The 12,923-nt window shown below is 63.6% G+C and carries 12 protein-coding genes and 2 pseudogenes; 8 read left to right on the top strand and 6 right to left on the bottom strand.

Features of this window, described 5'->3' with window-relative positions:
• Positions 1-79: 79 nt before the first annotated feature.
• The 3 genes from HN018_RS23185 to otnK are packed head-to-tail and all read left to right on the top strand — an operon-like array spanning position 80 to position 2,950.
• A complete protein-coding gene (locus tag HN018_RS23185) occupies positions 80-982 on the top strand; it encodes an amidohydrolase family protein (protein WP_171836056.1) in 903 nt (300 codons plus the stop codon).
• Positions 979-1,638, top strand: coding sequence for an arylsulfatase (locus HN018_RS23180; RefSeq protein WP_171836055.1), 660 nt, complete (start codon positions 979-981; stop codon positions 1,636-1,638). The genes HN018_RS23185 and HN018_RS23180 overlap by 4 nt, the downstream gene beginning before the upstream one ends.
• A 43-nt stretch (positions 1,639-1,681) precedes the next feature.
• The gene (gene otnK, locus HN018_RS23175; RefSeq protein WP_171836054.1) at positions 1,682-2,950 is read left to right on the top strand and encodes a 3-oxo-tetronate kinase; all 1,269 of its coding nucleotides are present in this window, start codon (positions 1,682-1,684) and stop codon (positions 2,948-2,950) included.
• Positions 2,951-3,127: 177 nt separating this feature from the next.
• Here the strand turns inward: otnK and HN018_RS23170 are convergent.
• Both HN018_RS23170 and HN018_RS29535 read right to left on the bottom strand, forming a co-directional pair.
• Positions 3,128-3,670 (bottom strand): annotated as a pseudogene (locus HN018_RS23170) (ATP-binding protein); the annotation flags it as partial.
• A complete protein-coding gene (locus tag HN018_RS29535) occupies positions 3,619-3,795 on the bottom strand; it encodes a Mu transposase domain-containing protein (RefSeq protein ID WP_408886832.1) in 177 nt (58 codons plus the stop codon). The pseudogene HN018_RS23170 and the gene HN018_RS29535, both read right to left, overlap by 52 nt.
• A gap of 203 nt (positions 3,796-3,998) precedes the next feature.
• Here HN018_RS29535 and istA (HN018_RS23160) point away from each other — a divergent pair, with 203 nt between their 5' ends.
• Positions 3,999-5,540 (top strand): IS21 family transposase, encoded by a 1,542-nt coding sequence (gene istA / locus HN018_RS23160; protein ID WP_171836053.1) that lies wholly within the window; start codon positions 3,999-4,001, stop codon positions 5,538-5,540.
• A 14-nt stretch (positions 5,541-5,554) separates the two neighbouring features.
• Entirely contained in the window at positions 5,555-6,316 is a 762-nt protein-coding gene (gene istB, locus HN018_RS23155) for an IS21-like element helper ATPase IstB (RefSeq protein ID WP_171836052.1), read from the top strand.
• Positions 6,317-6,406: 90 nt separating this feature from the next.
• Here istB (HN018_RS23155) and HN018_RS23150 read toward each other — a convergent pair whose 3' ends face one another.
• Complete coding sequence (locus HN018_RS23150; protein WP_171836051.1) at positions 6,407-6,838, bottom strand: ubiquitin family protein; 432 nt, start codon at positions 6,836-6,838, stop codon at positions 6,407-6,409.
• Positions 6,839-6,964: 126 nt separating this feature from the next.
• Here HN018_RS23150 and istA (HN018_RS23145) point away from each other — a divergent pair, with 126 nt between their 5' ends.
• Complete coding sequence (gene istA, locus HN018_RS23145) at positions 6,965-8,227, top strand: IS21 family transposase (RefSeq protein WP_172443561.1); 1,263 nt, start codon at positions 6,965-6,967, stop codon at positions 8,225-8,227.
• A gap of 62 nt (positions 8,228-8,289) precedes the next feature.
• Entirely contained in the window at positions 8,290-9,084 is a 795-nt protein-coding gene (gene istB, locus HN018_RS23140; protein WP_172443550.1) for an IS21-like element helper ATPase IstB, read from the top strand.
• A 58-nt stretch (positions 9,085-9,142) separates the two neighbouring features.
• Here the strand turns inward: istB (HN018_RS23140) and HN018_RS23135 are convergent.
• A pseudogene (locus HN018_RS23135) lies at positions 9,143-9,454 on the bottom strand (hypothetical protein); the annotation flags it as partial.
• Positions 9,451-10,407, bottom strand: coding sequence for a DUF3991 and toprim domain-containing protein (locus HN018_RS23130; RefSeq protein ID WP_239479374.1), 957 nt, complete (start codon positions 10,405-10,407; stop codon positions 9,451-9,453). The gene HN018_RS23130 and the pseudogene HN018_RS23135, both read right to left, overlap by 4 nt.
• A gap of 267 nt (positions 10,408-10,674) precedes the next feature.
• Here HN018_RS23130 and HN018_RS23125 point away from each other — a divergent pair, with 267 nt between their 5' ends.
• A complete protein-coding gene (locus HN018_RS23125) occupies positions 10,675-12,060 on the top strand; it encodes a hypothetical protein (protein WP_171837803.1) in 1,386 nt (461 codons plus the stop codon).
• Here HN018_RS23125 and HN018_RS23120 read toward each other — a convergent pair.
• Positions 12,025-12,885 carry a replication protein RepA gene (locus HN018_RS23120; protein WP_171837804.1) on the bottom strand — a complete coding sequence of 287 codons (861 nt, stop codon included), beginning with the start codon at positions 12,883-12,885 and terminating at the stop codon, positions 12,025-12,027. The two genes, HN018_RS23125 and HN018_RS23120, sit on opposite strands and share 36 nt — an antisense overlap.
• Between the last annotated feature and the right edge of the window lie 38 nt (positions 12,886-12,923).

Genomic DNA, 12,923 nt, shown 5'->3' with positions numbered 1-12,923 from the left:
ACGTCAGCTCCTCATGACCATGGGCATGGCCGGTGGAATTAAACCTGCCAACGGTGATTCCCGATCGAACGCCGCCGTCATGGATGGACCAAATTTCGCGGTGCCGGAGCAGGCCTGCGATAGCCACCAGCACGTCATTGGCGATCCGCAACGCTACCCGATGTCGCCGACCCGGACCTACACCCCGCCCGAAGCGCCGTTGCGGGCGCTGGAGGCGATGCACGTCGAAATGCGCATTCAGCGTTCTGTACTGATCCAGCCGAGCTTCTACGGGACAGACAATCGCTGTCTGCTCGACGCGCTCGGCCAGCTCGGCCGAACCGGGCGCGGCATCGCGGTGATCGACAATGCCGTTACCGACGCGACGCTTGAGACGATGCGGGCGGCCGGAGTCCGGGGCATCAGGCTCAATCCGAAACACGGCCTGGACGACGCTCGCGGGCTGCTCGAGTCGTTCCGCCACGCCGCCTCCCGCGTGGCGGGCTTGGGATGGCATATTCAAACCCTGCTACCGTTCCGGACTGTGCTGGCGCTGGCCGATGGCTTCGCCGTCCTACCCTGCACGATTGCGCTGGACCATTTCGCCGGATACGTGCCCGGAACCGACGACGAACGCCAGCTCGAAACGCTGTTCCAGCTCGTCCGCCAGGGAAGCTGCTACGTGAAGCTGTCCGCGCCCTATTATGCGATGGGCCCCGGCGGGGATTATTTCCGTCTAGAGGGCCTGGTGCAGGGCTTGGTGCAGACCCGCAGCGACCGGCTGCTGTGGGGAAGCGACTGGCCGCACACCAACGGCAAGCGTCCGCCTAAAATCAGCCCCACGGACGTGAATCCGTTCCTCAAGATCGACGACCTGTCCCTGTTCGACCTTCTCGGCACATGGATCCCCGACTCCCGGACCCGCGACCTGGTCCTGGTCGACAATCCCGCGTCCCTGTTCTCGTTTGACGCGGACGCGGCGCAGGAGGGACGTCGGGGATGACACGTATTGCGCTGATCCACGCGACGCCGGTCGCAATGGAGCCGATTGCGGACGCATTCCGCCGGTTGTGGCCCGAGGTCGATTTGGCCAACGTCATGGACGACTCGCTTCCGACCGATCTCGACCGCCGCGGCAGTCTCACTGGCGACATCGCGCAGCGGATCCTTCTGCTCTCCCGCTACGCGGAAACCCTGGGCAGCGCCGGCATCCTCTTCACCTGTTCGGCGTTCGGCGCGGCTATCCGGGCCGCAGCATCCCGGTCCGACCTGCCAATCCTGCGCCCGAACGAGGCCATGTTCGACGAGGCGAGGGTGAAGGGCGGCCGGATCGGTTTTATGGCTACCTTCGCGCCATCGGTTGATGGATTGATCCGCGAACTGGTTGAAGCCGATACGTGGGTGAGCCAACCGATAAAGCCGGAAGTGGTCTGCGTTCCCGAAGCGCTGCAAGCCCTACGGGACGGCGACGCCATTGCCCACGATCGGCTGCTTGCGCAGGCGTCGGAACGGCTGCGCGGCTTCGACAGTGTCATGCTGACGCAATTCTCCATGGCCCGAGCAAGAACGGCCGTGGCCGAGAAGCTCGGCTTCGAGCCGCTGACCGCGCCGGACAGCGCCGTTCGAAAGATGAAGCTACTTGTCGGCAACGTGCCGTAACGCCGGTAGCCCGCGCGACCGAAACTATCGAAGTAGGACGACGATGATTCTTCTTGGTGCGATCGCGGACGACCTGACCGGCGCGACGGATCTTGCCAGTACTCTGCGCGAGAGCGGGATGCGCGTCGTGCAGACGATCGGCTTGCCCGGCAACCATCTGGCGCTGCCTCCGGTGGACGCGATCGTCGTCGCGCTGAAGAGCCGAAGTATCGAACCCGAACTCGCGGTGGGACAGTCCGTCGAGGCCGCCACGTGGCTCCGCTCGCTCGGAGCCGGAAAGCTGATCTTCAAATATTGTTCTACTTTCGATTCGACAGATCGCGGCAATATCGGTCCAGTGGCGGACGCCCTGCTCAACGCGCTGGGCGCGGATCTCACGGTCCACTGCCCGGCTTTTCCGAACAACGGCCGTACGGTCTACCAGGGACACCTCTTCGTCGGCTCGGATCTGCTATCGGAATCGGGAATGCGGCATCACCCGATCACGCCGATGACCGACAGCAACCTGCCGCGGCTGCTGCGGCGCCAGGCGAGCGGTGACGTTTCGCTTGTATGTCACGAAATCGTCTCGCAGGGCGCGCCTGCAATCGCCGATGCCATCGCCGCGGCAAGACGGGCAGGTGTCCGACATGTCGTCGTCGATGCGCTCAGCGAGCGTCACCTAATCGACATCGGCCTGGCTACCGCCGATCTCGTACTCGTGAGCGGAAGTTCGGGCATCGCCCTTGGTATTCCCGACAGCCTAGCCCGTCAGGGACGCTTCACGCCAAACCGGGACCCCGGCGAGCTCCGCCGGTTCGCAGGTCCGAGTGCAGTTCTCGCGGGATCCTGTTCGCGGGCGACCCTGGGACAGATCGCATATTTCAAATCAGTGCCCGACGCCGCGAGCTACAAGCTTGATGTCGCAGCCTTACTGGACGGAAGAGATCCGGTCGATGAGGTGATGGCGTGGGCCAGCCGCCGCCTGGGCTCCAAGCCCATTCTGATCTATGCCAGCGAAACCTCAGAGAACGTCCAGGCAATCCTACGTGGGTATGGCGCCGGCGCTGTGGACAGAATCGAGGCAACGCTTGGCCGGATTGCGGTCGAGCTCCATCGCCACGGCGTGACGCGTTTCGTAGTTGCCGGCGGCGAGACCTCCGGGGCCGTGGTACACGCTCTCGGTGTCGAGGCCCTGGTGATCGGCCCCAGCATTGATACCGGTGTGCCCTGGACGTACGCGACGAACGCGAAGCCGCTTGCGGTCGCGTTGAAGTCCGGAAACTTCGGCAGCGAGGACTTCTTCGCCAGGGCGCTGGCGCAACAACCATAAGCGAGACAGGCTTGCGCGAAGCGCTCTGCCGGATCGGTCGGAGCATGGCTGCGTATTCCGACGATTGCAGTCATCGGTTTCCGATTGAAACCAGCCACCTGACCCAATCGACGCCAGCCGGGTATTCCGATGATCCCAGCCGGGTAGCAGTGCGTGTCGCGAGCGGGTGAAGTTGGGCTACTGGATGGCCGCTTCGTCAAGTCTGGCTTTGGCGGCTTTCAGCTTTCGCATGCTCTCTCCTTTCAGTTCGAGGCGGTGGGCACCGTGCACCAGCCTGTCCAGCACAGCGTCGGCAATGGGGGGATTGCCGATGTGCTCGTGTCAAAGCTCCACGGGCACCTGGCTGGTGATGATGGTGGAAGCCCGGTCGTGCCGGTCGTCGACGATTTCCATCAGGTCGCGCCGTTGTTCGGCGGTCAGCGGGGTGATCGCCCAGTCGTCCAGGATCAACAGTTGCACCCGGGCTAGGCTTTTCAGCATGCGGGCGTAGCGGCCGTCGCCGCGGGCGATGCCGAGCGCCTCCAGCAGCCGCGGCACCCGCTGATACAGCACGGAGCGGTTGTCGCGGCAGGCGCGGTGACCCAGGGCGCAAGACAATCAGGTCTTTCCGGTGCCGGTCGGCCCGGTGACGAGCAGATCCTGGTGGCGCTCGATCCTTTCGCCGTTTGTCAGCTTCTGGAACAGCGCACGGTCGAGACCGCGGGCGGCGCGATGGTCGAGGCGACACGGTTGTTCTGGTGATACAGCTCGATGGTCTGGTCGGAGATGCGGGCCTCGATCACCTCGCGCATCAGGTGGTAAGGCACCGAGTAGAAGTGGCCATACACCTCGACGTAGTAGTCCAGCCCTGCCCGGCAACGTCGCCACTCCGCGTAGGCATACGGATCGCCAGGCAGGGCAGGAGTGCGGATTCCGAGTCAAAGCGGCCGGTGATTCCGATTGAATGCGGCCATTGATTCCAACGAATGCGGCCACCCCGTCGGGGCTGGTTTTGAAGTCGACGATCTGATGCCCGGTAGCGTGGCTCCCATGACGAGTGGGGGACGCGATGCCAGCCGAGAGAGTGTCGATGCGCAAGGTTCGCGAGGTATTACGGCTGCGGCATGCCTGTGGGGCGAGCGAGAGGATGATTGCCCAGTCGGTGGGGATCAGCCGGACGACGGTGGGCGAGTATCTGCGGCGGACGGCGGTGATCGGGATCATCTGGCCGTTGCCGACCGAGATGGACGATGCCGAACTGGAGCGGCGGCTGTTCACGCCGGCCGGGTTCGACACGGCCCTGGTTCGGGCAGCGCCGAACTGGAACCATGTCCATGCCGAGCTCCGCCGCCGGGGTGTAACCCTGGTGCTGCTCTGGGAAGAATACAGAGCAGAGCATCCGGACGGCTACGGTTATAGCCGCTTCTGCGGGCTCTACATCGGTTGGCGCCGTGGTGTCAGCGCCACGATGCGACAGACGCACGTTGCCGGCGAAAGACTGTTCGTCGACTACGCCGGCGACACCGTGCCGGTGTTCGATGGGGCGACCGGAGAGGAGCGTCCGGCGCATGTATTCGTCGCGGTGCTGGGTGCGTCGAACTACACGTATGCCGAGGCCAGATGGAGCGAGGGGCTGGCGGATTGGATTGGCGCGCACGTCAACGCGCTGACGTTTCTGGGCGGCGTGCCGAAGCTCCTGGTCTGCGACAATCTGCGCTCTGGCGTCACGGCCACCTGTCGCTACGAGCCCGGGATCAACCGCACCTACCAGGAGATGGCGGCGCATTACGGCACGGCGGTGCTGCCAGCCCGTGTCCGTCACCCGCGCGACAAGGCCAAGGTCGAAACCGCGGTGCTGATCGTCGAGCGGTTCATCCTGGCGCGGCTGCGCAACCGGCGGTTCCTGTCGCTCGGCGAGCTCAACGAGGCGATCCACGCCGTCCAGGGCGACATGAATGCCCGACTGATGCGCAAGCTTGGCGCCAGCCGGCGGGAGTTCTTCGACAGCATCGACCGGCCGGCGCTGATGCCGCTGCCAGCCGAGCCCTACGCCTATGCCGAGTGGAAGCGCTGCCGGGTGGCACCCGATTACCATGTCGAACTGCACGGCCACTTCTACTCGGTCCCGTCGCGTCTGATCCGCGAGCTGGTCGAAGCCCGCATCACCGATACGACGATCGAGGTGTTCCACGCCGGCCAGCGGGTCGCGGCGCATTCGCGGTCGACGCTGCGCCGGCGGCACACGACAACACCTGAGCACGTGCCGAGCGCCCATCGCCGCTACGCCAGTTGGACGCCGGCGCGGATCCAGGCGTTCGCTGCCGAGGTCGGTCCGGGCACCACCGCCCTGGTCGAGACGATCATGAGCATTAAGCCGCATCCCGAGCAGGGTTTCCGCGCCTGCCTCGGCATCCTGCAGTTGGCCAAGACCTATGGCAGCGCTCGCCTGGAGGCGGCCTGCCAGCGTGGCGTCAGCATTGGCGCCCGCAGCTACGGCTCGATCGCCTCAATCCTGCGAAACGGCCTCGACCGCGCATTCCAGGAGGACCCGGCCCCCGACACCGCTCCCGTACTGCACGAGAACATCCGCGGTCGCGGCTACTACCACTGACAAAGGAAAATCCGATGCTTGCCCATCCTACCCAGGAACGCCTGATCGCCCTTGGCCTCGGCAGCATGGCCAAGGCGTTCGACGACCAGCGACGACAGCCCGACATTGCAGCACTGAGCTTCGAGGAGCGGCTGGCACTGCTGATCGATCGCGAGAGCACCGACCGGGAGAACAAGCGACTGGTTGCCCGGCTGCGCTTTGCAGCGCTCCGCCAGGCGGCCGTGGTCGAGGACGTCGACCTGCGCAGCGCACGCGGACTCGATCGGGCATTGTTCCAAAAGCTTGCAGCCGGCGACTGGATCGACCGCAAGCAGAACCTGCTGATCCTGGGACCGACCGGCGTAGGCAAGTCGTGGCTGGCCTGCGCGCTCGGCCACAAGGCCTGCCGGGACGACCGCTCTGTCGCCTACTACCGGATGCCCAGGATGCTCGAGGCTCTCGCTCTGGCCCGTGGCGACGGACGCCATGCCCGCATGCTGAAGACGATCGCCCGGGTGCAGGTCCTAATTCTGGATGACTGGGGTCTCACGCCGCTCAGCGCCGAGCAGCGACGCGACCTGCTGGAGATCATGGACGACCGTCATGGCAAAGGCTCGACGATCGTGACCAGCCAGGTTCCGGTCGATCATTGGCACGAGGTCATCGGCGATCCGACCATTGCCGATGCGATCCTCGACCGCCTCGTCCACAACGCCCACCGCCTCATCCTGAAAGGAGAGTCACTCAGAAAACAGGCCGCAAAGGCGATCATGCTTGACGCCGAAGTCACCGCCTGACCCCATAACCACGTCGATGACGACCCTGGCCGGGATCATTGGAATCCCAGGCCGCCTTCGATTGGAATCGGTGGCCACCATCGATTGGAATCAGTGGCCGCATTCATTGGAATCCGCACCAAGGCGGGCCAGAATCGCCTCGCGCTCGACCGCCGCTGTCAGGTCAGCGGGAGCTTCCAGACTGTCGGCTCCGACAAGCTCTCGCAGTTTGGCCAGGAACACGGCGGCGGCGCGGCGCGGCGCCCATGGCTGCCACGGTAGGCACCCCTCGAGGCACGGCATCGGGTCCGTCATCACCGGGCTCATGCAAATGCCCAGCATTTCGTGCACGGCGTCGCGTGCCCAGCCGGCCACGTGCAAAGCCTCAGACGCGGCGGCCAGATGATCGGCGCGCTTATGCAGGAGGTAGTCCTCATGCGACCAGTCGGGCAGCCGGTAGCGAACCGCGATGGCGTGCTGCAGGCGCTGGGTCAGGGCGGCAAAGTCCTTGCCCAGGTGCGGCTTTGTCAGTGGCGCCTGCATTCTCCTCAGATCGGGCGTTTGAATATTCCCCACTTTATTGTGGCGGCTGGTTCCTGAGGCTGGCTGCTGTGGGGCAGCGCCCGGCGGTAGGCCACCATCCCCTCGATGGTTCGAGGGAGAGCGATGGTGGTCAGGCTTGGGGAGCTCGTCATGATCCTGGATCTGCATCGGCAAGGGTTGAGCGTATCGGCCATCGCGCGTCGCGTCGGCACCGATCGAAAGACCGTGCGCAAATATATCGAGCGGGGTCTCGAGCCGCCGATCTACCAGGCGCGACAGCCACGACCCGCCAAGGTGGCTCCGTTCCATCCCTACCTGCGTGAGCGTGTCGCGGCCTATCCTGACCTGACCGGCAGCCGCCTCCATCGTGAGATCCGCGATCTTGGCTATGCCGGGGGCTACACGGCGGTAAAGGATTTCCTGCGCGGCGTCCGGCCGACCACACCAGCTGGTTTCGAGGTGCGCTTCGAGACGCCACCAGGTCGCCAGGCGCAGGTCGACTTCGCCCATTTTCGCACCGTGTTCACCGACGAGCCAAGTGTCGAGCGGGTCGTGTGGCTCTTCTCGCTCGTGCTGGGCCACAGCCGGATGCTGTGGGGACGGTTCGTGCCGCATCAGGATCTGCAGACCTTGCTGCGTTGCCATGCCGCGGCTTTCGAGGCGTTGCACGGTGCGCCGACCGAAATCCTCTACGACCGCATGCGCACAGTGTTCAGTCGTGAGGATCCCGAGGCTGGCCACATCGTCTACAACCGGACTGTCGTCGAGTTCGCCCGGCACTACGGCTACCTGCCCAAAGCCTGCCAGGCCTATCGGGCCAAAACCAAGGGTAAGGTGGAGCGGCCGTTCCGCTACATCCGCGAGGATTTCTTCCTCAGTCGCAGCTTTCGCAACCTTGGCGACCTCAACGACCAGTTCCGCCAGTGGCTTGATCGGGTTGCCAACGCCCGCATCCACGCCACCACGCAGCGCGTGGTCAGCGAGCATTTCGCCGAGGAGCGCCCACGCCTGCAGCCGCTTCCGGCCGGACCGTTCCAGGCCGTGCTGCGCCTGGAGCGGCGCATCACCCGCGACGGCATGGTCTCCGTCGACGGCAATCTCTACAGCGTGCCCGATACCACCCATCGCCGGCCGGTCGAGGTGCACAGCACCGCCAGCGAAGTGCGCATTCTCGAGGAGGGGCACGTCGTCGCTACCCATCCCGTGCTGGAGGGACGCGGCCAGCGCCGTATCATCGCCGGGCACCGGAGCGCACCACCTCCGCCCAACAGTCAGACACCTCGCAATGGTCCACTACCCGGCCGATCCGGTGACGTCGTCGCACTCCGACCCCTGGCGTTCTATGATGCCGTCGGCAAGCGGCTCGCCGCGGACGGAGCGGCCGCGTGAGACCGGCAGCTCAGCTCGAGGCGCCCATCGAGCGGATCCGGCATAATCTTGTCGGCCTGCGCATGCCGCGCGCCCTGGAGACACTCGATGACGTCATCCAGCAGCTCGAGCGCGGACAGATCAGTGCCATCGAGGCAATCGACATGCTGCTCGCCGAGGAGATCACCTTGCGCGAAAGCCGCCGGATCAAGGCGGCCCTGCAGATGGCCAGGCTGGCCACCATCAAGACCCTGACCGGCTTTGACTTCTCGTTTCAGCCCTCACTGGACCGTAACCGCATCATGGCCCTGGCCGGGCTCGATTTCATCAACCGCCACGAGGTGGTTCATTTCATCGGACAGTCCGGAACCGGCAAAAGTCATCTCGCCGCAGCTCTTGGTGTGGAGGCGATCCGTGCCGGTCGCAGTGTTTACTTCTCGCCCCTCGCTGACATCATCGAGAGCCTGACAAAAGCTGATCGGGAGGGACGTCTGCGCGAGCGCATTCGCTATCTTTGCCGGTCGCAGCTGCTCATTATCGATGAAATCGGGTACCTCACCGTCGGCGCCGCCGCCGGAAACTTATTCTTCCAACTGGTCAACGCCCGATATGAACGTGGCGCCATGATCCTAACCAGCAACCGCGGATTCTCGGAATGGGCTGAAGTCTTTGGCGATCCCGTCGTCGCCACAGCCCTTTTGGATCGCCTCCTGCACCACGCCGTCGTCGTGCATATCGAGGGCGCAAGCTATCGCCTACGTCAGCATGCTGACCTCTTTCCGGAAGCCCTGCACCCGAAGCCAAATGCAGTGCCGGCTGCCAACACGCCTCGTCGACGCGGACGACCTCCCAAAAACCCTGACGCCAATACCCAATAAACAGATGCCGTAACGAAGTGGGGAATTTTACTCCGCCACTTCTGCGGAGGGTTCAACCGCCGTTGACAGGCTTGAGCGGTGAGATCGGGTCGAAGCCGAGCAGCCCTTCATCCGCGTCGTGCAGCAGCTCCCGCAAGGCCTCGCCCGGTGTCAGCGGCTGATGCGGCTGCATCTGCTGGCGTAGCACCAACACCAGCAAGCTGTGCTGGGCCACGGACAGCGGCAGGTCCCAGTGTGAGTGACCACCCCAGCGGTAGGTGCGCGACAGGCCGACCGCCAAATCCATGTCCTGCCAGTCGTCCGGCTGCGGGTCGACAAGATTCAAACGGCGGCCGGAGCCCAGCAGCACCCAGGCGCGATCGGGCCTCATGAAGACCTCCCCTGCTTGAGCACGTCGTTCCAGTCCTTCAGTCCATGCAGTGGCAGCAAGCGTTCAGAGCCAACCCCCGCCGCTTGCGCCATCTCGATCAGCCGGGTGGCGTAGCCGTCCCCGGCCCGGTCATTGTCGGTCGCGGCGACCAGGACACCTCCCGGTCGTTCTGAAAGCTCTCGAAGCTGCAGCTCGAGGGCTGTCAGCGTTGCCGGACCCATGCCGCCTGCCGTCGCAAGATAGAGCGTGTCAGCACGCAAGCGCTCGTGGGTCGCGATGCTCATGGCGTCGATCGGCGCCTCGGCCACCACCAGACGGCGCATCGGGACGCTGCTGTTGGCTAGTTTCCCCGGCAACCGGAACAAGGTCTTCTCGCCGCCCGGGCTGAAGCCACGGTACTCGGGGCCGCGCATCTCGATCCCGGTCAGTCCGCCGTCGTGGTCATGGTGAGCAAACCAGGCACTGGCGTAGGGGCCTTCGCGCAGAACCCCGGCATAAACAGCGGCAAGAACCGTGGGCGTCGGCAAGCGACGCTGCTCCGTCAGGTAGCGCCAGGTCGGCGACCCCCGCGCTGGCCGGCGTCGGCTGTTCCACTTCACATCAAACGGCACGACCGGTCGTGGTGGTGCCGAACGAGCTTCGTGCGCTGGGTAGGATGGACTCAAACCAACAAACGGGCGCAGCAGCTTGCGCACCTCGCCGAAGTTCAGGCCGGGATTGAGATACTGCACCAAGCCGAAAACATCGCCCTTCGCGGTGCTGCCTGGGTCCCACCAGCCTCGTCCCTCATGGGTGACCAGCAGGACCTCGCCGGCCGCCCTGCGGTATTTCAGGCAGTGACGGGTGCTCTCCTTCTTGTCCAACCGCCAGGGTGGCGAATGCCGTTCCAGCAACACGGCACAACTGACTCCTGTCCTCATCTGCTCCAACTCGCCATCATGACCGCTCATCATCCGCACTCCTGTCCTTTGAATACGATCCGACGATCGCGTGCCGCGGACGGGACAAGGGCGCCTGCGCAGCAGGCGGGAGCACTGGCGACGCACCCTTGTGGCGGCCAAGGCGCAAGCGATAGCGGCATTCTCATCCCCATATTTGCCGATCCTGGCTCTAGCCTCAGGTGGCTTGGGGCGAACGGCACCTCTAAATCCGTGCCTTCGGCTGCTATTTTCGTTCGCGCCGAACCAAGCAAGGCTTCAGCAAAGCAATGGGAGACGACTGTGCTGAAGATGAGCCGACGCGGTACTGTGGAGGTTGTGCGGGAGTTATCGGTCCCGGAGGACCAGGCGCTACGCCGGGCGTTTGGCCGCTATGCAGAACCCGAGGATCGGGCAGCAGGCGCGGCCGTCATCCAACGCTATCAGCGGGTTGGTGCGGGGTGCTGGTTCCTATGCGATTGTCTCGGCCCTGAGGTGGTGCCACCCGCCCTGGTTCCGGTTTCGGAAGCCCATATCCGCCGCCACTATGATCCTCCTTGGCCGAGGCACGACCTCGAGTGCGAGTTTCACCGCGATGCAGCCGAGCAGCGTGCCATCACCCGCAGTTACGTCCGCTTGCCCGAAGGCAAGGCCGTCTCGCTCCTGGCCGGTTTGGGTAGCGACGATGGTGAGCGTGCGCCGCGGCTAAAATCGCGCAGCTATGGCCGCCGCCGCGGCGCACTCGCAACCTTGCTGATGCACCTGATTGAAACCGCCAGCTTGAACCGCGTGGCCGCCTCTGGCGTGGTTGCCCCGGTCAGTGAACAGTATAAGGCCCTGCGGGCGGCTACGGCTGGGATCGAGCTTGATAAAGGCGTGCAACTATCGAGATGCCTCTGCACGTACCTTCCCGCACTGCCTGAATTCATGGATCGGATCGCCCAAATGCCGCCTGGTCGTTTCCCGAAGTCGGGGCGTCCGCATGGAATTTTAATTGTCGTGGTGGAAGATGCCTCGGTCGGGGTCTTGAAGCCGTTGCGGGGGGATCCTGTTGCAGTGCGTGGTCAGATTGCCGTCTTTGGCGAACGTGAAGGACATAGCCGCCAGAGCGTCGAGGATCGCCGCGCCCGATCGCCGTATCTCGCGATTTGCGTGGTCGGCCGTCCGTCCCCACGAAGCCCGGTTGAAGTGCTGAAGGCATACCTCCACCCTTGCATGTCGGCAGGGCATTTGATGCCAGTGGACAGCAACTTGGAACGCCATACGTTCCAAGTGCTAGTTCAGCTGCGGACCTGGCTGTTCCACAAGAAGGGGATTGGGCTTTCTATCGTAAAACCGTTGTTTGATATGTCAGCCAGAACAGGCCTCACCGAGTCAGAGAGCGATGGCGATACTCCGCACGAGCCTTGCATTCCCGACTTTCTGCTGGAGGCGGATCGCGTGCCGAAGGGCGGCAGGTCGCTATTGGTCATCGAGACTATGGGTTATGCCGACGTGCAGTATCGCGACCGAAAACAATTCTCTCACGCCAGAATGGGCCTTGTGACGGGACAATCTCCCGTAGTCGAGCACGACTTCCATTATCCCCTTAATCGAAGCCAGATCGAGCGGGACAGGCATTTTTGGCTAGACTGTCGTTGGCATATTACCGGCTCAACTGAGCGTCACCGGGTCCCTGGTGCGCCATGAAGGACGGTGCTCGATATGCAACGCACAAGCCCGTACTGTTAAACCGGCCTTAGTCGCGTCAATCGCATCCCGCGCTTCGGGGTAAAAGATCAAGACCTCTCTCAGACGTCGTTCAAACGCAAATCTGAAATGGGACGTAGCTTTGCGATCCCGCTCTGCCTGATCTTCGGGTGTAGCGGTTAAGCTCCTGCGGCTGCCGTAACCCGCTCCGAACTGCGCTCGTAGGCGTTCCCACGGAATAGTCACCTGCCCCCGGTTTTTTGAGCGCAGAAGAAAGATCCTGTAGGTAAGCCAAGTATAAATATCCATAGCCATCGCGGACTGTTTGAGAGCATGGAGAACGCGCATGTCTATAGGGATTGGAGAGCTAGTCACTTCCTCGAAAAAGTCGGCTGTCAAAGTCAATGAGCTTTCCCACTTACTTTCTTCTTCCGGATCCCTGGGATTCCAGAACAACATGGCTCGCTTCGCTATCGATATGTTTTCTAGCCCGGTCTCATCCCCGCGCTTGCCGGTTAATGAGATCATGCTTGAAAAGAGCCTGTGAGCCTGGTCCTTAAGTCGAGCAACGTCCCGACCACCAGTCGCGAGCTGAAGCTTGCGCATAAAGTCAGCTTGGCTTTTACCGAGCAAGAGTTCCGGGTTTTGTGTACGCACGGCCTCTGTGCATAGCCAGGCCATTAGTATTCGAGGCAGCGTCCCGTACGGCACCCCGACTTGGGGCCGATTGACGATGGACAACGTTACCAAACCATTCGTGCGCTCAAAGTAGTGGGTCTTTGGGTCTAAATGAGGCAGCGTGGCTTGTACTAGGGCGCGGGCCATGAACCCAAGGGCTCCGGCTTCCCGCGCGTCCTCGTATT

The sequence above is a fragment of the Lichenicola cladoniae genome (assembly GCF_013201075.1).
In the GTDB taxonomy this organism is placed as follows: domain Bacteria; phylum Pseudomonadota; class Alphaproteobacteria; order Acetobacterales; family Acetobacteraceae; genus Lichenicola; species Lichenicola cladoniae.
This window is presented reverse-complemented; position numbering and strand designations above follow the sequence as displayed.

What these genes read in the sequence shown, in the direction of transcription:
- HN018_RS23185 (WP_171836056.1), top strand. Translation starts at nt 80, where the DNA reads ATGGATGGACCAAATTTCGCGGTGCCGGAGCAGGCCTGCGATAGCCAC.
- HN018_RS23180 (WP_171836055.1), top strand. Translation starts at nt 979, where the DNA reads ATGACACGTATTGCGCTGATCCACGCGACGCCGGTCGCAATGGAGCCG.
- otnK (WP_171836054.1), top strand. Translation starts at nt 1,682, where the DNA reads ATGATTCTTCTTGGTGCGATCGCGGACGACCTGACCGGCGCGACGGAT.
- istA (WP_171836053.1), top strand. Translation starts at nt 3,999, where the DNA reads ATGCCAGCCGAGAGAGTGTCGATGCGCAAGGTTCGCGAGGTATTACGG.
- istB (WP_171836052.1), top strand. Translation starts at nt 5,555, where the DNA reads ATGCTTGCCCATCCTACCCAGGAACGCCTGATCGCCCTTGGCCTCGGC.
- HN018_RS23150 (WP_171836051.1), bottom strand. Translation starts at nt 6,838, where the DNA reads ATGCAGGCGCCACTGACAAAGCCGCACCTGGGCAAGGACTTTGCCGCC.
- istB (WP_172443550.1), top strand. Translation starts at nt 8,290, where the DNA reads ATGCCGCGCGCCCTGGAGACACTCGATGACGTCATCCAGCAGCTCGAG.
- HN018_RS23130 (WP_239479374.1), bottom strand. Translation starts at nt 10,407, where the DNA reads ATGATGAGCGGTCATGATGGCGAGTTGGAGCAGATGAGGACAGGAGTC.
- HN018_RS23120 (WP_171837804.1), bottom strand. Translation starts at nt 12,885, where the DNA reads ATGGCCCGCGCCCTAGTACAAGCCACGCTGCCTCATTTAGACCCAAAG.